Origin of the sequence: Roseibium sediminicola (assembly GCF_023156505.1) — a bacterium.
GTDB lineage: Bacteria > Pseudomonadota > Alphaproteobacteria > Rhizobiales > Stappiaceae > Roseibium > Roseibium sediminicola.
In genome coordinates, this window is sequence record NZ_JALNMJ010000008.1 from 75,369 (window position 1) to 95,458 (window position 20,090).

Annotated in this window: 21 protein-coding genes and 1 tRNA gene; 14 read left to right on the plus strand and 8 right to left on the minus strand. The window is 61.5% G+C overall.

Features of this window, described 5'->3' with window-relative positions:
- Positions 1–110 precede the first annotated feature (110 nt).
- Positions 111–557 carry an Hsp20 family protein gene (locus M0H32_RS13060; protein WP_248154632.1) on the minus strand — a complete coding sequence of 149 codons (447 nt, stop codon included), beginning with the start codon at positions 555–557 and terminating at the stop codon, positions 111–113.
- A 276-nt stretch (positions 558–833) separates the two neighbouring features.
- On the opposite strand from M0H32_RS13060, the gene M0H32_RS13065 reads away from it, so the two are divergent.
- Both M0H32_RS13065 and M0H32_RS13070 read left to right on the plus strand, forming a co-directional pair.
- Positions 834–1,298 (plus strand): hypothetical protein, encoded by a 465-nt coding sequence (locus tag M0H32_RS13065; RefSeq protein ID WP_248154634.1) that lies wholly within the window; start codon positions 834–836, stop codon positions 1,296–1,298.
- Between the two features lie 170 nt (positions 1,299–1,468).
- A complete protein-coding gene (locus tag M0H32_RS13070) occupies positions 1,469–2,587 on the plus strand; it encodes an alpha/beta fold hydrolase (protein ID WP_248154636.1) in 1,119 nt (372 codons plus the stop codon).
- A gap of 16 nt (positions 2,588–2,603) precedes the next feature.
- On the opposite strand, the gene hisN is transcribed toward M0H32_RS13070, so the two are convergent.
- A complete protein-coding gene (hisN, locus tag M0H32_RS13075) occupies positions 2,604–3,401 on the minus strand; it encodes a histidinol-phosphatase (RefSeq protein ID WP_248154638.1) in 798 nt (265 codons plus the stop codon).
- A gap of 260 nt (positions 3,402–3,661) precedes the next feature.
- Positions 3,662–4,525, minus strand: a complete 864-nt coding sequence (locus tag M0H32_RS13080; RefSeq protein WP_248154942.1) for an N-formylglutamate amidohydrolase — start codon at positions 4,523–4,525, stop codon at positions 3,662–3,664.
- 243 nt (positions 4,526–4,768) lie between these two features.
- Between M0H32_RS13080 and cpdR the strand changes: the two genes are divergently transcribed.
- The 5 genes from cpdR (at position 4,769) to M0H32_RS13105 (ending at position 7,539) form a co-directional block, all read left to right on the plus strand.
- Positions 4,769–5,128 (plus strand): cell cycle two-component system response regulator CpdR, encoded by a 360-nt coding sequence (cpdR, locus tag M0H32_RS13085; RefSeq protein WP_068409675.1) that lies wholly within the window; start codon positions 4,769–4,771, stop codon positions 5,126–5,128.
- A gap of 160 nt (positions 5,129–5,288) precedes the next feature.
- Positions 5,289–5,363: transfer RNA gene (locus tag M0H32_RS13090), tRNA-Val, on the plus strand.
- A gap of 150 nt (positions 5,364–5,513) precedes the next feature.
- Positions 5,514–5,639, plus strand: a complete 126-nt coding sequence (gene ykgO / locus M0H32_RS13095; RefSeq protein WP_006932207.1) for a type B 50S ribosomal protein L36 — start codon at positions 5,514–5,516, stop codon at positions 5,637–5,639.
- 174 nt (positions 5,640–5,813) lie between these two features.
- Positions 5,814–6,464, plus strand: coding sequence for a tetratricopeptide repeat protein (locus M0H32_RS13100; protein ID WP_248154640.1), 651 nt, complete (start codon positions 5,814–5,816; stop codon positions 6,462–6,464).
- Positions 6,465–6,609: 145 nt separating this feature from the next.
- Positions 6,610–7,539, plus strand: coding sequence for an alpha/beta fold hydrolase (locus tag M0H32_RS13105; protein ID WP_248154642.1), 930 nt, complete (start codon positions 6,610–6,612; stop codon positions 7,537–7,539).
- Positions 7,540–7,595: 56 nt separating this feature from the next.
- On the opposite strand, the gene pyk is transcribed toward M0H32_RS13105, so the two are convergent.
- From pyk to M0H32_RS13120, 3 genes are all read right to left on the minus strand, one after another.
- The gene (pyk, locus tag M0H32_RS13110; RefSeq protein WP_248154644.1) at positions 7,596–9,032 is read right to left on the minus strand and encodes a pyruvate kinase; all 1,437 of its coding nucleotides are present in this window, start codon (positions 9,030–9,032) and stop codon (positions 7,596–7,598) included.
- The gene (locus tag M0H32_RS13115; protein ID WP_248154646.1) at positions 9,029–9,472 is read right to left on the minus strand and encodes a DUF1036 domain-containing protein; all 444 of its coding nucleotides are present in this window, start codon (positions 9,470–9,472) and stop codon (positions 9,029–9,031) included. The genes pyk and M0H32_RS13115 overlap by 4 nt, the downstream gene beginning before the upstream one ends.
- A 252-nt stretch (positions 9,473–9,724) precedes the next feature.
- Positions 9,725–10,015 (minus strand): hypothetical protein, encoded by a 291-nt coding sequence (locus tag M0H32_RS13120; RefSeq protein ID WP_248154950.1) that lies wholly within the window; start codon positions 10,013–10,015, stop codon positions 9,725–9,727.
- Between M0H32_RS13120 and M0H32_RS13125 the strand changes: the two genes are divergently transcribed.
- The 3 genes from M0H32_RS13125 (at position 9,920) to M0H32_RS13135 (ending at position 11,486) form a co-directional block, all read left to right on the plus strand.
- Positions 9,920–10,729, plus strand: coding sequence for an N-formylglutamate amidohydrolase (locus M0H32_RS13125; protein WP_248154648.1), 810 nt, complete (start codon positions 9,920–9,922; stop codon positions 10,727–10,729). The two genes, M0H32_RS13120 and M0H32_RS13125, sit on opposite strands and share 96 nt — an antisense overlap.
- 43 nt (positions 10,730–10,772) lie before the next feature.
- A complete protein-coding gene (locus M0H32_RS13130) occupies positions 10,773–11,069 on the plus strand; it encodes a DUF1244 domain-containing protein (protein ID WP_248154650.1) in 297 nt (98 codons plus the stop codon).
- 150 nt (positions 11,070–11,219) lie between these two features.
- Positions 11,220–11,486, plus strand: coding sequence for a DUF2312 domain-containing protein (locus M0H32_RS13135; protein ID WP_248154652.1), 267 nt, complete (start codon positions 11,220–11,222; stop codon positions 11,484–11,486).
- Between the two features lie 79 nt (positions 11,487–11,565).
- On the opposite strand, the gene mepK is transcribed toward M0H32_RS13135, so the two are convergent.
- On the minus strand, positions 11,566–13,299 hold the full coding sequence (mepK, locus tag M0H32_RS13140; protein WP_425607319.1) for a peptidoglycan L,D-endopeptidase MepK: 1,734 nt from the start codon (positions 13,297–13,299) through the stop codon (positions 11,566–11,568).
- Between the two features lie 391 nt (positions 13,300–13,690).
- The gene (locus M0H32_RS13145; protein ID WP_248154656.1) at positions 13,691–15,235 is read right to left on the minus strand and encodes a sigma-54-dependent transcriptional regulator; all 1,545 of its coding nucleotides are present in this window, start codon (positions 15,233–15,235) and stop codon (positions 13,691–13,693) included.
- Between the two features lie 195 nt (positions 15,236–15,430).
- Here M0H32_RS13145 and M0H32_RS13150 point away from each other — a divergent pair, with 195 nt between their 5' ends.
- The 4 genes from M0H32_RS13150 (at position 15,431) to M0H32_RS13165 (ending at position 20,084) form a co-directional block, all read left to right on the plus strand.
- Positions 15,431–17,251, plus strand: a complete 1,821-nt coding sequence (locus tag M0H32_RS13150; RefSeq protein WP_248154658.1) for a M3 family oligoendopeptidase — start codon at positions 15,431–15,433, stop codon at positions 17,249–17,251.
- Between the two features lie 5 nt (positions 17,252–17,256).
- On the plus strand, positions 17,257–18,147 hold the full coding sequence (locus M0H32_RS13155; RefSeq protein WP_248154660.1) for a heme-dependent oxidative N-demethylase family protein: 891 nt from the start codon (positions 17,257–17,259) through the stop codon (positions 18,145–18,147).
- Between the two features lie 100 nt (positions 18,148–18,247).
- Entirely contained in the window at positions 18,248–19,627 is a 1,380-nt protein-coding gene (locus tag M0H32_RS13160; protein WP_248154662.1) for an ABC1 kinase family protein, read from the plus strand.
- A gap of 175 nt (positions 19,628–19,802) precedes the next feature.
- A complete protein-coding gene (locus M0H32_RS13165; RefSeq protein ID WP_248154664.1) occupies positions 19,803–20,084 on the plus strand; it encodes an aa3-type cytochrome c oxidase subunit IV in 282 nt (93 codons plus the stop codon).
- Positions 20,085–20,090: the final 6 nt, after the last annotated feature.

Consider the following 20,090-nt stretch of genomic DNA (forward strand, 5'->3'; position numbering starts at 1 on the left):
CGTTGCACCGTCTATGGATGTCCAATCGGTGCGCAGCAAGCCAACATCAAAAGGGCGCCTGGTTGCCCAGGCACCCTGTAGTCGTCAACCGCAGTCGCGGTGTTCGGCGTTTAGTGCGCCGTCGTTTCGATCTGTTTGGTGCCGCCGCTGGTGATTTCGATCTTCCGCGGTTTCATGGCTTCCGGGATTTCCCGGACGAGATCGACATGAAGCAGGCCGTTTTCAAGGCTCGCGCCTTCCACACGGACATGTTCGGCGATCTGGAAGCGGCGTTCGAAGGTGCGCGCGGCGATGCCGCGGTACAGAACCTCGCGGCCGGCATCTTCTTCAGCCTTCTCACCCTTGATGGTGAGCACGTGTTCCTTGGCTTCTACGCTCAGCTCGTCATCGGTGAAACCGGCAACGGCCATGGTGATGCGGTAGGCGTTTTCGCCCGTGCGCTCGATGTTGTAGGGGGGATAGCTCGGGGCTTCGCTGCCGGCGGAATCCAGCATCGAGAAAAGCCGGTCAAAACCGACGGTGGAGCGGTAAAGCGGAGAAAAGTCGAAGTGACGCATATGTCTGTCCTCTCTTTGAGCAACTGATACTTCACTGTTTTGTGCGTTCCGGCGTCCCCCGGTCTGGCGGGACAGGATAGCGGTGCAGACCCATCATTGGCGCCTGCATCCTGAGATTTGGGAATTCCGTTTTTTCATTTCAAGAGGGCCTTGCGGGCCGGCAATTCAAAAAATGAACGCCACATGAACGGCGCCTTCCGGTTGCGTTCAAGTGGTCCGGGGCAATGTCTCTCCAACGTCAGCACGGCGCTGGCGGAACAGACAGGAGAGACCAAGATGCTCAACAAAGTTTCGAAATTGTCCGCCCCGATCGCCGGCGTCATTCTGCTGGCCTCCGTCGGTTTCGCCACCACTGCCTCCGCCGCGCCGCAGGCTTCGAACCTGAAACTGCAGACGCCGGCTTCGGAGCTGGTCGTCAAGGTCGACCATCGCCGTGGCCACGGTCACCAGAACTGGGACGGTAGACATGGTGGCCGGCACCACGCCATGGGTCCGAAGCAGATCCGACGCAGCCTGCGTCACCGCGGCTATCACAAGATCCGCATTCTCGACCGCCGCGGCCCGATGTTCATCGTCAAGGCGCGTGCCTGGGGCGGTCAGAAATTCCGCCTGGTGGTCGACAGCCGTAACGCGCAGATCGTGCGCAGCCATCCGATCGGTCATCGTGGTGGTCGGCACGGCGGTTGGAATGGCGGCTGGAACGGCGGCTGGAACGGCGGCTGGCATGGTCCCTGGTATTGATCTCTCGCCTGTTCGGTTTTTCATGGTCGGCTTCCCCGGGAGGCCGGCCAGACTTTTTGTGGGCAGTGCACGGCAGAGGCACAGGACAATTTGCCTGTAAGTTATTCTGCTTCAAGATGATATAAGATCGGGGCCGACCAGAAGTCGTCTTGAGGAAAACAGGTATCCGATTGGCCAAGAAACGGAAACAAACCACGCAAGACAGCGCGCCTGCCGCGCTGATCGATCTTCCGGACAATCCGGTGCCGGAAGGTGCCCGGTGCGGTTTCGTCGTGACGCCGGACCGCAAGAAGATCCGCTACGCCCATTGGCCGGCCGGCCCGGTGCCGCGCAAGGGCACCGTGACCTTGCTGCAGGGCCGCGCTGAATTCATCGAAAAATATTTCGAGGTGATCGAGGATCTGCGCGGTCGCGGTTTCGCAGTCGTCACCTTCGACTGGCGCGGCCAGGGCGGCTCGCAGCGCCTGACCCGCAATCCGAGACGCGGCCATGTCTCCAGTTTCAAGAAATTCCGGATCGATCTCAGAACGGTTCTGAGGGAAGTCTCGCTGGCCACTTATCCCGGACCGCATTTTGCCCTGGCCCATTCCACAGGCGCCCTGGTGCTCCTGTCCGACACCGACCGGCTGCGCACCATGCTCGACAGGGCGGTGCTCACCTCGCCGCTGCTCGGATTGTCGTCAAATGCCTTACCCCCCACGCTTCAGGGAAAGGGACGGGGCTTGTTGCGGATCCTGAGCCTCGGACTGCTCGGCCGGCGCAGGCTCAGGGCCCAGGCACCGAAGACGTCCTGGCTGATCGACCGGGTTGCGTTTCCGCTGGCACGGCTGTTCTCGCTGATCGGCCTTGGCCGGCTCTATGTTCCGGGCGGTAACGGCAAACTGTTCGTTTCATTTGAAAAGAACCGTCAGACGTCGGACCGGGTCCGCTTCGAACGCTTCAACAAGGTGCTGGCAAAAGCGCCGGAGCTTGGAATCGGTTCGCCGACATTGGGCTGGCTTGCCGCCGTCGGCCGGACGGTGATGCCCTTGCGGCGCCGGGAGGCCGGACCGAAGATCAAACTGCCCTGCCTGGTTCTGGCCGCCGGCGACGACCGGATCGTGTCGACGCCGATGATCGAGGATTTCGTTTCACGGACAAAGGCCGCAGCCTATGTGGAAATCGCAGGCGCTGCCCATGAGCTGATGACGGAGCAGGACGTTTACCGGGATCAGTTCTGGGCCGCCTTCGACGCGTTTGTGCCCGGCTACGAGGTCGAACAGGACCTGCTGCGCGCGCAGGCGCAATAGGCCTGCGGTAAGCGCGTCAGCCCTTTGCCAGTTCTCTCAAGATGATGTCGTGCAGCCGGGGATCGCCCGAGGCGACGATCTGGCCGCCCTCGGACGGCGCGCCGCCGGTCCAGGTGGTCACGACACCGCCCGCTCCCTCGATGATCGGCACCAGGGCGACGATGTCATAGGCCTGCAGGCCCGCCTCGATCACGGCATCGCCGTGCCCGGCGGCGACCATGCAATAGGCATAACAATCCGTACCGTAACGGGACAGTTGCACCTTGGCTTCGACCCGGTCATAGGCGGGCCGCTCCGCGTCGTTGAAGAGGGCTGGTGTCGTGGTGAAGATGGTCGCTTCTTCCAATTGGGCGCACGATCTTGTCCGGATCTGATTGGTGCCGAGTGGACCGCGATACCAGGCCGTGGAGCAATCGCCGCCGAACCGTTCGCCGATATAGGGTTGGACCATCATGCCGAGGCTGGGTTTGCCGTCTGTGCTGAGGCCGATCAGCGTGCCCCAGGTCGGCAAGCCGGTGATGAAGGCGCGGGTACCGTCGATCGGGTCCAGCACCCAGACATGTTCGGCATCAAGATTTTCAGGTCCGTGCTCCTCTCCCAGAATGCCGTGCTCCGGATGGGCGCTGTTGATCAGCTCGCGCATGGCGGTCTCGCCGTTTTTGTCGGCGACAGTCACAGGATCGAAGCCGGTCTCCCACTTGTTGTCGATGTCAAATCCCTGCCGGAAATGCGGCATGATCGCGTGGCTTGCGGCATCGGCGAGCCGGTCCAGGAAAGGGGCAAATGCGTGGGAGCTGAAAACAGGCTGCGACATCAATATCCTCCACCGGGCGGCATGCCGCCCGCAAACGGTCAATCTCGAATCGCCGCCTGTATAACCCGTTCTGCAAAAAAAAGGATCGGCAAAACCTGACTAACTGCTCATACTTTGTTCAGTTTGAGGACCGCTGACGGCTTGACCTTTGTGCGGTGCAATGCGATTTTATTGCGGTGCGATACGTTGTGTCGCATCGCCCTCCTTGGGCGTTTCCTCCCTAGACTCGGGCCGCCTCATTCTTGAGCGCGGCCTTTTTTTTATTCCGCTGCGATGGAATCGGCCGGAAGGGCCGCGTCGGGCATGGAGGTCAGTTCGCGCGCAAAATTGCGCAGATTGTGGAAGAGATCGCCGAAGCCGGCGGACGGCTCCTGGGTGGTCTCGTCCAAATAGAGGCCCCGGTTGATTTCGATCTGCAGGGCGTGCAGGCCGCTGGCCGGGCGGCCGTAATGTTCGGTGATGAAACCGCCGGCATAGGGTTTGTTGCGGCTGACGCTGTAGCCCATGTCCTTCAGAACGGAACAGGCGAAATCTGTCAGGTCGCTGCTGCAGCTGGTGCCGTAGCGGTCGCCGAGGATGAAATCGGGCCGTGTGTCGGTTGTCTGGCATTTGACGCTGGAAGGCATCGAGTGGCAGTCGATCAGCACCGCGTGACCGAAGGTGACATGCGTCTGGGCGAGCAGGCGGCGCAGCGTCGAATGATACGGTTTGTAGATTTCCTCGACCCGGTTGAGAGCCTCTTCCACGGGAAGCTTATGCCGGTAGATCTCGTGATTCTCGCTGACGATCCGCGCCACGGTGCCAAGCCCGCCGGCCACCCGGATCGAGCGGATATTGGCGTAGGTCGGCAGCCGGCCGTCGAACATCTTGGGGTCGAGCTCATAGGGCTCGCGGTTCACATCCAGATAGGCCCTGGGGAAATGGGCCCTGAGCAAGGGCGCGCCAAGCGGGACGACATGAGCGAACAGATCATCCACGTAAGCGTCTTCCGAACGCCGGATGGCCCGTTCGTCCAGGCGGGACGAGGCGAGAAAAGTCCTGGAATACTGACGACCGGAATGGGGAGAGTTGAAAACGAACGGAACCCGCTGATCGGCGGGGCATAGAACGTCGAAAGCCGGCAAGCCGTTGAAATCGGCTTCAAAGGCGGCGTGCGAGGAAGGCTTCTGATCGTCCGTCAAATTATGGTTCCCGTTTGTCGCCCGGTTCGGCTGATTGCCTATGGTGCCAAGGAATCAACACGCAGTCCACAGTGGCGCCATCAAAACCTCAGGAGAACCAATTCTCCCTATCATTCTGTGGAATTCGAGCTATAACCGGCAACAAGAACGTACCGTCACCAAACAAAAGGGAAATGGTCGATAACAATGCCGCGTATCCTGCTTGCCGAAGATGATAATGACATGCGCCGCTTCCTGGCGAAGGCGCTGGAAAATGCCGGATACGACGTCGTGTCGTTCGACAATGGCAAAAGCGCCTATGAGCGGCTGCGTGAGGAACCGTTCTCTTTGCTGCTGACGGATATCGTGATGCCGGAAATGGACGGGATCGAACTGGCACGCCGGGCGACGGAACTCGATCCGGATCTCAAGGTGATGTTCATCACCGGCTTTGCCGCCGTTGCCCTCAATCCGGAATCGGACGCGCCCAAGGATGCCAAGGTCCTGTCCAAGCCGTTCCATTTGAAGGATCTGGTGCAGGAAGTGGAGCGGATGCTGGCGGCCTGAGGCCGCGCGAAAGCGGACCTGACCAAGGGGCCCGTTGGGGTGGCGGAACGGACTGGGGAATTTTTGACGGTTCGATGAAAAAGGGGGGTTGCACAGTTTGCCGTTCCCCGTTATATCGCACTCCACCACGGCGTTGGGGCGCCGGACTACCGAGAAATTCGGGCGTGTAGCTCAGCGGGAGAGCACTTCGTTGACATCGAAGGGGTCACAGGTTCAATCCCTGTCACGCCCACCATTATTGCGCTGGTTGTTGGTTTCAGGCAGCGCGGATTGATCTGAAGACAGGCGCATCTGTTGCCGCTGCTTCCAGGACGATCCATCGAATGTGAGCGCCTTTGGCGCTCATTTGGTTTAAAGAAGCAGGGCCCTCAAGGGGGACAGTGACATGAAGATCAAGAATTCGCTTAAAGCGCTGATGACCCGCCACCGCGACAACCGCATGGTTCGCCGTAAAGGCCGCGTCTACATCATCAACAAGAAAAACCCGCGTTTCAAAGCACGCCAGGGTTGATCCTGTTGCTGCGCCAAAGGTTGGCTGCAGACTGAAAACGCTCGCATTGAGAAGCGGTTAGCCCGCTTCTTCGTGGAGCTTTTTCAACTTTGCAGGACCGGCGCACGAAGATGTGTCAAATTCCCGGATTGACCGCCGCATGCAGCGACCCATAATCGCTGCATGCGGATTTTTGTGTTTGCCCTTCTTTTCATTCTCTGCCCGGCTGTCGCGGGCGCGCAGCCCGTGCCGGATCTCGGCCCGGAAGCCGAGCCGCCATCTGCCGAGGACTTCAATCCCCTGCCGGAGGACCTGCCGGAAGAGGGGGGGCAGGTCGTCGTGGAGGAAAGCGACCCGGACGAAGAGGAAGACCGACTGGATGACCTTTTCGCCGGGCTCGCTGAGGCAGAGACCCCTAAGGCGGCCGAGCGCATCGCGCGGGATATCCAGATCATGTGGATGGAATCCGGCAGCCCCACTGTGGACGTCCTGATGTCGCGGGCGGGCAAGGCCATCCAGGCCGAGGATCACGGGCTGGCGCTCGATCTTCTGGATGTCGTCGTGATCCTGAAGCCGTCCTTTGCCGAGGGCTGGAACCGGCGCGCCACCGTTCATTACATGCGCGAGGATTTTGGTAAGTCGCTCGTCGATATCGAGCGCACGCTGGCGCTGGAGCCGCGTCATTGGGGGGCTCTGTCAGGCCTTGCGATCATTCAGCGCCGTCTTGGCTTAAAGAACGACGCGCTGAAAACCTTCAAACGTGCCCTGGAGGTCAATCCCGGTCTTGAAAACGCCACCAAGGCGATCGAGGACCTGGAAAAGGACGCCGAAGGCGAACCGACCTGATTTCCATTTTCTTGCACATACCAGCAGGCAGTGCACTTGATCGCCGCCAGGGCAATGCTATGTCCGCCCTATGATCTGGATTGTTGTTTGCGTCTTGGCGCTGGTGCTCTTACTCGCCCTCTATTCACTTGTCCGAACCCGGCTGATGGCCCGCAGTTTGGCGCCGGATGGCGCTTTTGCAACTGTTGACGGGGTTCGGCTGCATTATCACTACCATCGGGTGCCGACCCAGAAGCAGTCAGACCCCGTTCTGGTGTTTCTGCACGGTGCCAGCGGCAGCGCTTATGACACGCGCCTGGCCTTCGAGGCGATCTATCGCGGACGCAGCCCGGTGCTTTTTGTCGACCGGCCCGGCCTGGGATTCTCCGAGCGCGGCCGGGATGAGCACGTGCCGCCGGCCGGGCAGGCGCATCTGATTGCCGGGCTTTTGGATGAGCTGGAGATCGAAACGGCGGTGGTGGTCGGGCATTCCCTGGCCGGATCCGTAACCACGGCTCTTGGGCTTGCCGCGCCGGAGCGGGTCAAGGGCCTGGCCTTTCTGGCGCCTGTCACCCATGTCTGGCCGGGCGGCGTCAACTGGTACTATTCGCTCGCTGCGCTGCCGGTCATCGGCTGGCTGTTTGTCTGGACGCTGACGTTGCCGGTGGGCGAACGATTGGCACCGGCGATGATGCGCAATGTGTTTCATCCCGATCCTGCCGTGCCGGACTATGCTGGCGCCATCCGGCTGCCGCTTCTGTTCCGGCCGCACAGTTTTCGGGCGAATGCCGAGCAGATCTGCAGCGTCAAGGAAGCGGTGCGCACGCAGGCCGCCCGCTATGTCGAGCTGAGCCAGCCGGCGCTGGTGGTCACAGGAACGGAGGACACGGTGGTCTGGCCGTCGATCCATTGCGAGGGATTGATCCGCGACCTTCCGGACGTGGAAACGCTCCTGCTGGACCTGGCCGGTCACATGCCCCACCACACGCACACAACGGATATCTGCGCCGCCCTGGACAGGCTTGTGACGCGGGTAACGGCCAAAGAGGCTGATGGCCTGTCCAAAGGCGCGCCGGAGACCCTGCAGCCGGCATAAAAAAGGCGGCCCCGCGGCCGCCTTTCTTCAATCGATTAGTTCAACCGATTAGATCTTCAAATGCCGCCCTGGCCGTCATTGCCGACAAAGGCAATCCGCAACATGTTGGTGGAGCCGGGGGTGCCGAAGGGCACGCCTGCGGTGACGATGATGCGCTGGCCCGGCTTGGCGAAATCCTCAGTGAAGGAAATGCGGCAGGCGCGGTCGATCATGTCTTCCTCGTTGGCGGCATCCTCACTGACGACACAGTGCAGGCCCCAGCCGAGGGACAGGCGGCGCGCGGTTGCCAGAACCGGCGACAGAACGATCACAGGGGAAGCCGGCCGTTCACGGGACGCTCTCAGGCCGGTGGCTCCAGACGTGGTGTAGCAGACGACGGCGGCCAGATTGAGCGTTTCGGCGATCTGGCGCGCGGCGGCGGAGATCGCGTCGGCACCGGTTGCCTCGGGCTCGGTCCGCTGGGCGTAAATGATGTTGCGGTAGTTGCTGTCCTGCTCAACCTGCTGGGCAATCTTGTCCATCGTGGCGACAGCCTCGATCGGAAAGTCGCCAGCGGCAGATTCGGCGGACAGCATCACTGCGTCGGCGCCTTCAAAGACGGCGGTGGCCACATCGGACACCTCGGCGCGGGTCGGCACCGGTGCGGTGATCATCGATTCCAGCATCTGCGTGGCGATCACCACCGGTTTGCCGGCGCGGCGGCAGGCACGGGTGATGCGCTTCTGCAGGCCTGGAACCTGTTCCAGCGGCAGTTCAACGCCCAGATCGCCGCGGGCAACCATGATGGCGTCGGAAAGTTCGATGATCTCGTCCAGCCGGCCGATGGCCTGCGGCTTTTCGATCTTGGCCAGAACGCCGGCGCGGCCGCGGGTGATCTTGCGCACTTCGGCAATATCGTCCGGACGCTGCACGAAGGACAGGGCCACCCAGTCGACATTCTGGTCGAGCGCCGCGATCAGGTCCTTGTGGTCCTTCTCGGTCATTGCGCTGGTCTTGATTTCACTGTCAGGGACGCTGACGCCCTTGCGGTCGGAGAGCTTTCCGCCGACGACCACTTCCGTGACCGCCTTGGTGGCGCTGGCCTTGACGACCTTCAGCTGGACCTTGCCGTCATCGAGCAGCAGCCGATGACCGGGTTCCAGCGCCTGAAGAATTTCGGGATGCGGCAGGTGTACCCGGTTGACGTTGCCGCCGGATGTGTCGGCATCAAGCGTGAAGGTCGCGCCGTTCTCCAGCATCACCGGACCGTCGGCAAAGGTGCCCACACGCAGTTTCGGTCCCTGCAGATCGGCAAGAATGCCAATCGGCCGCCCAAGTTTCTCCTCAACAGAACGGATGCGGCTAACGAGCATCTTCAGACGATCATGATCTGTATGGCTCATGTTGATGCGGAACACATCCGCACCTGAGCAATACAGTTTTTCGATGATGTCTTGTTCTGAGGAGGAGGGTCCGAGAGTTGCCAGTATCTTGACTCGTCGGTTACGCCTCATCGCCCACCTGTCCCCTGTTGCACGGGTTCGGTCAGCTGGACCGTCCAGCTGCTCTGCTCGCCCGTGTCGATTTCAAAGAAGCCTGTCCGCTCAAATCCGCGAGCCACACAGTCTTCAATTCCGCGAATGGTGAATTCTTTTTCACGGGTGCACATGAAGGCCCGGCCACCCCATTCGCCGAATTGGTCATAATCAACTGCGTAGATGTAATAGTACCGTGACACCAGTGAGCCTGGCACGAGCGTCTCGCACGAGTTGGATGCGAGGTTCCACCAGCCTTCGGTCACCCAGTCGGTCTTGTCCTTGTAACCGATGGCAACCCCGACCTGACTGTCCGTCTTGTTGCACAGACGCAGATCGGCTTTTGCCTCATCGCTGATGGCGGAAAGAAGCAGCAGGGCAAGGGCACCGGCACAGACGGTTTTCGTAGGCGCGCTCATACGTGCCCGAGACCCGCCCTGGTACCGTTCCCCAACCTTAAACATATGCAGTCGTTCACTTTGCTGCTTCACAGACATTTGCTTTTTGCGTGGACAAGGGGAACTTGTCAACGTCGTTAACAGGATCCGGAAGCTTTCGCCCAAACTTGTTTCCCAAACCGCTATGATCGTCGCCCAAACGCGGCCCCTATCCCTATGTCGCCAGAAATGGGGCGGGATCATGGCCGAGCCGCGCTTCAGTGTTTTTCGCTGTCAATAAAGCGTATACAGCGTTGTGCCGCCCTTGGCAAAAATACCTGCCTGCCTTCGGCGATCTTTTTTCCCGGAGCGGAAAAACTGTTCCCATTCCAACGCGGGAGGATGAATTGGCTCTTGGTTCCGATTGCCGATTGACGTAAACCTGACCGCCTGCACATTGTCTGCCGCGCGAATTTCCACGAAGACGAGATGATAAAAACTGCTGCCGAAACCGGCGTGGCTTTTCAGCCAACTGAATACATCCCCGGAGATACGGACACCGGTCTCCTGCTGTTGTGCGACCATGCCCGCAATACGGTTCCCCCGGGCTATGGCGACCTCGGCGTTCCCGCCGAGCAGTTCGAACGCCACATTGGCTATGACATCGGCGCGCGCGCGGTGACCACGGAACTCGCGAAACGTCTGAAGGCGCCGGCCTGCCTGACGACCTATTCGCGTTTGCTCATCGACCCCAACCGCGGCGAAGACGATCCGACCCTGGTCATGCGCCTGTCCGATGGGGCGGTCGTGCCCGGCAATGCACGCGTGGATGCGGCGGAGCGGGCCTATAGGGTCGATACCTTCCACAAGCCCTATCATGAGCTGATCGACCGGACGCTTGACGTCATGATCGCCAAGGCGCCGCCGCCCGTGATCATTTCCATTCACAGTTTCACGCCGGTCTGGCGCGGCGTGCCGCGGCCCTGGCATGTCACCGTGCTTTGGGACAGCGACCCGCGTGCCGTCCGGCCGATGCTGGACGGTCTGAGAGCGCAGGACGATCTTGTTGTGGGCGACAACGAACCCTATGACGGGGCTCTCAAAAACGACACAATGTACCGGCACGCCACCAGCCGTGGATTGGCGCATGTTCTGCTTGAACTGCGCCAGGACCTGATCGCCGATGAGCGGGGCGCGCTGGAATGGGCGGACCGGCTGGAGCCGATCCTGAAAGACATTGCCAGCAACCTGGATTGCCGGCGTATTCAGCGGTTCAAATCCCGCAGCGACCCGGAATGAGCGCCCGCGGTGATGAGGCGACAGATAAGAGGACCTATTGGTCATGGATGAACAGACGAAGCTGGAACTGGAGGCGGCCGTGTTCCGGCGCCTGGTAGACCATTTGCGCGGCCGGACCGATGTTCAGAACATCGACATGATGAACCTCGCCGGCTTCTGCCGGAACTGCCTGTCCAACTGGTATCAGGACGCGGCTGCGGAAAAGGGGCTGCCGCTCGATAAGGCGGACGCCCGCGAAATCGTCTACGGCATGCCTTATGACGACTGGAAAGCCAAATATCAGACGGAAGCGACCGCCGACCAGAAGGCCGCTTTTGAGAAAAACAAGCCGCAGCACTGAAAAGGCGGCGGATTTGATCAGGCGGTTGCTTGACGGCTCCCGTCGAGTCTGGCACGGCACCGAGCTGTTCTGAATTCCCTTAAGCGCGGCTCCCGGGCGGGCCCGCGCTATCCGACTGCAAAGAAGAAACAACAAGGAGATCTTGAATACATGTCCGATCCGGGTGGAGTGGCAGCCGATCAGCTGCGGGCATTCGTGGAGCGCATCGAGCGCCTAGAAGAAGAAAAGAAAGTCATCGCGGACGACATCAAGGATGTCTACGCGGAGGCCAAGGGCAACGGCTACGACGTGAAGATCCTGCGCAAGGTCGTCAGCCTGCGCAAAAAACAGCCGCATGAGCGTGAAGAGGAAGAGGCGGTTCTGGACCTCTACATGCACGCGCTTGGCATGGCCGGAGCGGCAGCGCCGGAAAGCTGAGCCACAGGCGTGGCACCGGCATAAAACGCAAAAGAGCGGCTCAGGGGCCGCTCTTTTTTGTTTGTCGTGGCAACAACTTTTAGCGCGCGAAGCGAACCGGCAGGACGACCACGGCCGGGCCGCCGTCGAACCTGTCCGTGCGCAGGCCGCTATAGGGCGTTGTGTCGAAGCTCGCCGACACGAACCGGTTGCCCGGCGCCATGACATTCGTCAGAGCGCGCTGATTGGGGTGGCTCAGCCAGGCAAAGGCCTGATGTCGTGTGGTGCCTGCGCCGGAAAGCAGCGCCGGTGCCGACTTGTCCGGCAGGCTCGCGAAGCCGGCGAGCGGATCGACAATCTGGTCACGCGGGATGCGGCCCGAAACGGAGGCGCGCGTTTTCTGGGCAACGGCTGCCGCTGCGCTGCCGGGACGAGCTGCCGGTGCGGGCTGCTCCGCGCTGAGCGACGGACGCAGCGACCGGTTCAGGCTCGGTGGCGTCGCGGTTGCGGACGCATAGGCGAGCGTTGTCTCCGGACGCGGGGCCGGTGTCGGTGAGGGCACGGCAGTGCCCGTTGCCGCGGCAATGGCGGCGACCGGGTCATCCGTCGGAGCGCTTGCCGGAACCGGTATGGAGCCCGATTGGCCAAGCGTTGCCGCGGCTTCCTGCGCGGCGGCGCTCAGACCGGTGTTGGGTTTGTGGGCAGGTGCGCGCGCCACCTGGAACCGGCTGTCCAGGGTCTGGTTCGGCAGAGCCGGCTGACCGGATTCAAGCGCAACCCGCTGGGCGTCAAGCGTGTTTGCTGCCGGCGGCGGTGCCGCACTTGCAACAAGAGCCGGCGGTTCGGTCCGCGGTTTCAACACAGGTTCTGCGCTGGCAACCGCAATCGGCTCGCTGGCTGGTGCCACGGGGTCGGTCTCGATAATTTTTCGGCCGGGCACGGGCGGCGGGCTCTCGAAGAGCGGCGCGGCCTCGGCGGTCACGTTCGCCGGTGGCTGGGTGCCGACAGCGCCGGGGCGCCGGGTCTCGGTGTCTTTCGCATTCCCGCCGCCAAACAGGCTGGCGAAGAGATTGCCGCCGCCGGACGGTTTTGCCTCCGCCGGCGCGGCGACCGGTATCGGCTTGCCGGGGCGGGTCAGGCTCTGGTCACGTGTGTTCAGCGCTGTGGACCGGCTGTTCGAGGAGACGATCGTCGGCCGGGACGTGTTGCGGGACGAACCGGACTTACTCTGGGCAAGCGCGACCTTATAGCCGCTGAGTGGCTTGCCGTCGGAAGGAATGTGCAGCGTCTTGCCATCCGGGAAAACTTTTGCCAGTTCGGAGCGGCTCATCTTCGGCCAGTGGCGGACGCGGCCTGTATCCATATGCACGAATGGCGAGCCGGAACGGGGATAATAACCGACACCGCCGACCTGCTTGCGAAGACCTGTCGCACGGAGCGTGGCCAGGTTCACACCCGGTATATAGAAATCCATCGCCTTGCCGAGCGTGTGCTGGCTGTTCTTGGCAACGCCGCGCGAGCGTTTGCGCAGCATGTTGTTGGTTGCCGGCGAGCGATAGCTGGACACAACATGGATGGGCTGCCGCGCCCCGACCTTCTGGTAGACTTCCCAGACAAGATCAAACAGCTCGGGATCCATCTTGATGATTTCGTTGCGTCGCCAGTCGCGCAGGAAGCGGTTGGCCTCGCGCAGACCTTCGGGAATGTAGCGTCCATTTTTCTTGAACGTGATGGACACGCGTTCCTTGGTGTGGGTGTTGTAAAGCTTGAGCGTGCGGGTCTCGGCCTGTGCAGCTGCACTCAGGCAGACACAGCCGATCGCAAGTGCGCAAATCGCTGTTGCCGCACGTTTCAGCCTTCCGACGGCGTCGAAATCAACTAACCGTTTACGCAATCTCTATCTCGCCGTTTCCGAGGGCTTTCGCCCATCCCGTGCTCCCCAGCAGGAAACAAACCTTAGTCGCTTCTAGTTAAGAAGTTTTTACCCTAATTTCACTTGCTTGATAATCGTGGCAGAACTGCAACGCCGCAAGGTCTTCAGAGCAAATTTCTCCGTGCGCGCTGGATAACCGGAGAATGCGTCAAAATATCGTCGGATTCCAGCTTTTCCGCCATGATCTGCCTCAATTCGAACGGCAAAAACACGGCCGTGCCAATGGCTCCGGCCGTGTTGAGACTGTTGAGGCTCGAAAACGTCAGGACAGTGAACACTCACAAGGCCCGTTTCAGGCCGCGTCTTCCTTGCTGCCGTCTTCCAGGCCGTACTCCTTGAGCTTGCGGTAAAGCGTGGAGCGTCCGATTCCGAGCCGCTTGGCGACCTCCGTCATCCGGCCGGAATAATGGTTGATTGCAGCCCGGATCAACTCTTCCTCGATATCGGTGAGTTTGCGGATATGACCTTCCTGATCCATGTTGCGCATGAAGCCGAAGGGCGCGGACTGCTCAAAACCCGCAGGCGCGGCGGCCATCGGCTCGGCCAAACCCGCCACGGCGGCAGGGGCCGGTGCCACGGCTTCCTGAGGCGCGCTGCCTGCCACAGGGGGCGCCGGGGCCGCAACCGGAACGGCCGGCTGATCGGTTGCCGCGGCAATCTGCGGAAAATCATGGATGGTCAATTGCGGTCCGTCGCACAGCACCACCGCACGGAAGACGGCGTTTTCGAGCTGCCGAATGTTTCCGGGCCAATGGTAGTCCTGCAGCATGGCCAGCGTGTCGGTGGTCACGCCGGCGACCTTCGGCTTGCCTTCCTCCGCGGCAAAGCGTGCCAGGAAATGGCGGGTGAGCGCGGGAATATCCTCTCGACGGTCGCGCAGTGGCGGGATCCAGATCGGGAACACATTCAGGCGGTAATAGAGATCCTCACGGAACACGCCTTCCTTGACCTGGTCGATCAGGCGCCGGTTGGTCGCCGAGATCAGGCGGAAATCCACCTTGACCGGGCGGCGGGCACCGATCGGGTCGATTTCGCTTTCTTGGAGCGCTCTCAGCAGCTTGACCTGAACTTCCTGCGGCAATTCGCCGACTTCGTCGAGAAACAGCGTGCCGCCATTGGCTTCCTGGAACTTGCCGACATGCTTGTCGACCGCGCCGGTAAAGGCGCCTTTCTCATGGCCGAACAGGATCGATTCGACGAGATTGTCGGGGATCGCGCCACAGTTGACGGTGACCATTGGCTTGGACTTGCGGTCGCTGGAGCCCTGAATGGCGCTGGCGATCATTTCCTTGCCGACACCGCTCTCCCCCTCGATCAGAATGGGGATGTTGGAGGCGGCGGCACGTTTGCCCAGATTGATGACCCGTTCCATCGCCGCGGAATGGGTGATGATATCGTTGAAGGTCAGCGTACCGGAGGCCTTGCTGCGGATGCGCGTGATCTCGCCTTCGAGCGCCGAGGTCTTCAAGAGATTGCGGATCGAGACGTTCAGCCGTTCCGGGGCAACCGGCTTGACCACAAAATCCTGAGCGCCGGCATTCATCACATTGACGACCGTGTCGATGCCGCCATGGGCGGTCTGCACGATCACGGGCGTTGCGATCTTGTCACCGCGCAGCCTTTCCAGGACGCCGAGGCCGTCCAGTTCCGGCATGACCATGTCGAGAATGATGAGATCGATTTCACCGGCTTCCGGCCCGGTCATGATGCGTACGGCTTCCGCGCCGTTCTCGGCGGTTTTCGAGCGGTATCCGAACTTCTTGACCGCCTCCTGGAGCAGCCTGCGCTGGATCGGATCGTCGTCAACAATGAGAATCTTGCCGCTGAGTGCCTGCATGGTTCGCTTCGCTCGTCCCGAATTGTCTCGTTTCGAGCCATTCTGGTCGCAATTGAGTAAACAAATTGTCCAGGCCGGGACAAAAAAGTTTTCACAGACAGATTGCGGGTCCGCGGCTCCCCGGCCTACTAATTCATAAAGTCGTAGACAGACCGGTTTTGTTCCGGTTCCAGGTGATCAGAGAAGAACATTTCCATGCCGAATCCCGTTTTTGCCCCTCAGTCTTCCGGATCCGCCGCGCTCGGCAACCTGCCGGAATGGGACCTCACCGATCTATATCCGGCCGTCGACGCACCGGAAGTCGCCGCCGATCTGAAGGAAATTCTGGACCGGTCGAAGACCTTCGAGGCTTCCTACAAGGGCCGCCTTGCGGATCTCGCCGAAAACAATGTCCCGGCGCTGGTGACCGCTGTTCGGGCCTATGAAGATCTGGAAGACCTCATGGGGCGGCTGATTTCCTTTGCCGGACTGGTCTATGCGGAAAACACCATCCGGCCCGAATCGCAGAAATTTTATGGCGATGTCCAGGAACAGATCACAACCGCCAGCTCGCATCTGCTGTTCTTCACGCTGGAGCTGAACAAGATCGACGATGCCATCGTGGAAGCGGCGCTTCAGGATCCGCAGTTCGGCCATTACCGGCCCTGGATCGAGGATCTGAGGAAAGGCAAGCCCTATCAGCTGGAAGACCGGGTCGAGCAGCTGTTTCACGAGAAGTCGGTCACGGGCGCTGGCGCCTGGAACCGCCTGTTCGACGAAACCATGGCCTCGCTCACCTTCGATGTCGACGGTGAGCAGCTGTCGATCGAGCCGACGCTCAATCTCCTGGTCGATGCCTCGCCGGAGACGCGCCGAAAGGCGTCCGAGGCGCTGACCAGGACGTTTCAGGACAACCTCAGAACCTTCACCCTGATCACCAACACGCTGGCGAAGGACAAGGAAATCTCCGACCGCTGGCGGAACTTTTCCGATATCGCCGACAGCCGGCACCTGGCCAACCGTGTCGAGCGCGAGGTGGTCGATGCCCTGGTGGCGGCCGTGCGCGACGCCTATCCGCGCCTGTCGCACCGCTATTACAAGCTCAAGGCCAAATGGCTCGGCATGGACCAGCTGAACACCTGGGACCGGAACGCGCCGCTGCCGGACGCCGACACGCGGGTGATCCCCTGGGACGAGGCCAAGGACACGGTGCTTTCGGCGTACAGCACCTTTTCGCCCGACATGGCCGAGATTGCCGGCCGGTTCTTCGACAAGGGCTGGATCGATGCACCCGCCCGTTCCGGCAAGGCGCCGGGCGCCTTTGCCCATCCGACCGTGCCGAGCGCGCACCCTTATGTTCTGGTCAACTACCAGGGCAAGACCCGGGACGTGATGACGCTCGCGCATGAACTCGGCCACGGCGTGCACCAGGTTCTGGCGGCTCCGAACGGGGCGCTGATGGCACCGACGCCGCTGACGCTCGCCGAAACCGCGAGTGTCTTCGGCGAAATGCTGACCTTCAAGTCGATGCTGGCCAAGGCCGACAATCCGCAGCGGCGCAAGATCATGCTCGCCTCCAAGGCCGAGGACATGATCAACACGGTGGTCCGGCAGATCGCCTTCTACACATTCGAGCGCAAGGTCCACACCGAGCGCCGCAACGGCGAGCTGACAGCGGACAAGATCGGCGAATTGTGGCTCTCCGTCCAGGAGGAAAGCCTTGGCCCGGCAATCAAGCTGAGCGAGGGCTATGAAACCTTCTGGACCTATATTCCGCATTTCATCCACTCGCCCTTCTATGTCTATGCCTATGCCTTCGGCGACTGTCTGGTGAATTCGCTATACGCGGTCTACGAGGAGGCGGAGGCTGGCTTCCAGGACAAGTATTTCGATCTATTGAAGGCTGGCGGCACCAAGCACCATTCCGAGCTGCTCGCCCCGTTCGGTCTCAGCGCGACGGATCCGGATTTCTGGAAAAAGGGCCTGTCGGTGATCGAAGGCCTGATCGACGAGCTCGAGGCGCTGGAGCAGGCCTAGGGTCCATGCCGCAGCCGCCGTTTCAGCACACGCCCTATGACGGGTCGAGCCAGCCCTTCACCGTCGGCCTCAAGCCGATCGATGAAGGGACATGGCTGGAACCGGACCCGTTCCTGAACCGACATCTGGCGGAAAAGGAGCGGCTGTTTGCGGAAAGTCTCGACGTCGTGTTCCGGGAAGAGCCGGAAACGGCTAAGGCGCAGCAAGAGGTGCTGGAACTTGTCCTGGAACACCTGAGGCGCTGCCAGACCGCGAGCCACGCTGTCTCAGACAATGCTGTGCTCCTGCGTGACAGCGGCCGGCAGATTTCTTTGACCGGAAAGCCTGCGCTTCTGACCGCCTCCCGGCTGGTGCAGGAGGATCTTGTCCTGATGCGCCCCGGACCGGACGGCTACCGGCTCGCGGCGGCCTCGCTGTGTTTTCCGTCCTCCTGGTCGCTGGCGGAGAAATTCGGCCAGTCGATGACCGGAATTCATGACACTGTGCCCGGCTTCAACGGCGGCCGCATGGGCCAGATGGTGGCGCGGATCTTCGACAATCTCAAAGCCGGTCAGCTGCTGGAGCGGTTCAACTGGTCGATCTATCCGGATGGCGACCTGCACCATCCCCAGCCCAAGCAGATCCGCGTCGAGATCGAGGACGGCGCTCTCGCACGCCTGTTCCTGCGGGTGGAACGCCAGACCCTGCGCCGGTTGCCTGGCTCCGGCGACATCCTGTTCACGATCAAGATCCACCACGATCCACTCAGCGCGTTGGAGCGCCAGGAAGACCGGGCAACGCTTGCGGCCGGCCTCAGACGGCAGCTGCTGGCGCTCGACGCGGATCAACTGGCCTATAAGGGCCTGGGACCGACACGGAATGCATTGGCGGACGCGCTCGAGGCGCTTGCCAATTGACCTGCGGCGCTTTGGCTGCTGGACCGACTGGACCTCGATGCCGTAACGCCTATCTAGGGTACGGACCCGCAGCATGTGCCTTCAGGGAGCAACGCCGTTCATGCCAGAGCCGAAAGACCGCGAAAGCAACCGCTTCAGCGCCCGGATGGGGCGCTACGCCAGGGTCGGCACCAACATGGGCGGGATCGCCGCCAAGGTGGCCGGGGCACGGCTGTTCGGCATGGAGCTCGACAATGCCAAGAACGCGGCGGAACTGGCCGAGGCGCTGGGCGGCCTGAAAGGGCCGTTGATGAAGGTGGCGCAGCTCCTGTCCACCATTCCCGATGCGCTGCCGCCCGAATACACGACCGAGCTGGCGAAGCTGCAGGCGAGCGCACCACCGATGGGCTGGGCCTTCGTCAAGCGGCGCATGCGCGCCGAACTCGGCCCGGACTGGCAAAAGCGCTTCGAAGCCTTCGGCAGGGAACCCGCAGCGGCGGCCTCGCTCGGCCAGGTGCACCGGGCAACCGGGCATGACGGCCGGGTTCTGGCCTGCAAGCTGCAGTATCCTGACATGGCCTCGGCCGTCGAAGCGGACCTGAAGCAGCTGCAAATGCTGTTTTCGCTGCACCGGCGCATGAGCCCGGCGATCGACACGCGTGAAATCGCCAAGGAGATCAGCGCCCGGGTGCGCGAGGAACTCGATTATGCCCGCGAAGCGGCCCATATCGCAGTCTATCAGCAGATCCTGAAAGACACCGACGCCATCCGCGTTCCCGAAGTGATCGCGGAGCTCTCGACCAGGCGGCTCCTGACCATGGGCTGGCTGACCGGCCGGCCCTTGCTCGATTTCAAGGAGCACGGCCAGGACGACCGCAATCATCTGGCTCGCACCATGTTCCACGCCTGGTGGCATCCCTTCAGCCATTTCGGCGTGATCCATGGCGATCCGCATCTCGGCAATTACACGGTGTTCGAGGAGGGAGGTGCGCCGGCAGGGATCAACCTCCTGGATTATGGCTGCATCCGGGTGTTCCCGGAGGCCTTTGTCGAGGGCGTGGTCAAGCTTTATCGCGGACTGCTCGAAGATGACAACGACCGGGTGGTCGCGGCCTATGAGCGCTGGGGCTTCAAGGATCTCAAGAAAGAAGTCATCGAGGTGCTCAACATCTGGGCCCGCTTCATCTACGGGCCGCTTCTCACCGACAGGGTGCGCTCGATCGCCGACGGAGTGTCGGCGGCTGAATATGGCCGCAAGGAAGCGTTCCGGGTGCATTCGGCGCTGAAGGCGCTCGGACCTTTGACGGTTCCGCAGGAATTCGTCTTCATGGACCGGGCCGCCATCGGGCTTGGCGGGGTGTTCCTGCATCTGCGGGCGGAACTCAATTTCTTTCAGTTGTTCAACGAGCAGATCGAGGGTTTCGATGCCAAAATCGTGCGAAGCCGTCAGGACGCGGTTCTGAGCACTGCTGGGCTTGCCGGCGCCTCAAACGCGGCGTGACTGGGGGGCGTTGTCCGGCAAATGCGGTCTGGTCGCCTTTGAAATCGGGCGCAGAGAGTGTCGGCTGTCAAAAAGTCGCGTCCGGAAGGGCTGAAACTGCGCTTCCGGTCATTGCCGAACCGGTTGGCTTTATTGTATGAAGGCTGCCAACTTACGAAATTTCCTGGGGGACTTCATGTCTGACGATACCGCGCCCGCAATGGACTATGACGCTCACGAGCAGACTTACGAGGGGTTCATCAACTTCTCCAAGGTCGGCACCATTGCGTGTCTGACCATCGTGCTGTGCCTGATCATGTTCGCTTTTGGCGGCACGGCTGCCACCGTCTTCGGCTGGCTGATGCTGATTGCCATGCTGGTTTCTTCCGCCATCGGCCTGGCCCTGGGCGCTTCCGGCTGGATCCCACCCGCGCTGGTGTTTGTGCTGACCGGTGTTCTGGCCATTCTGACGGTCTGATCCTTC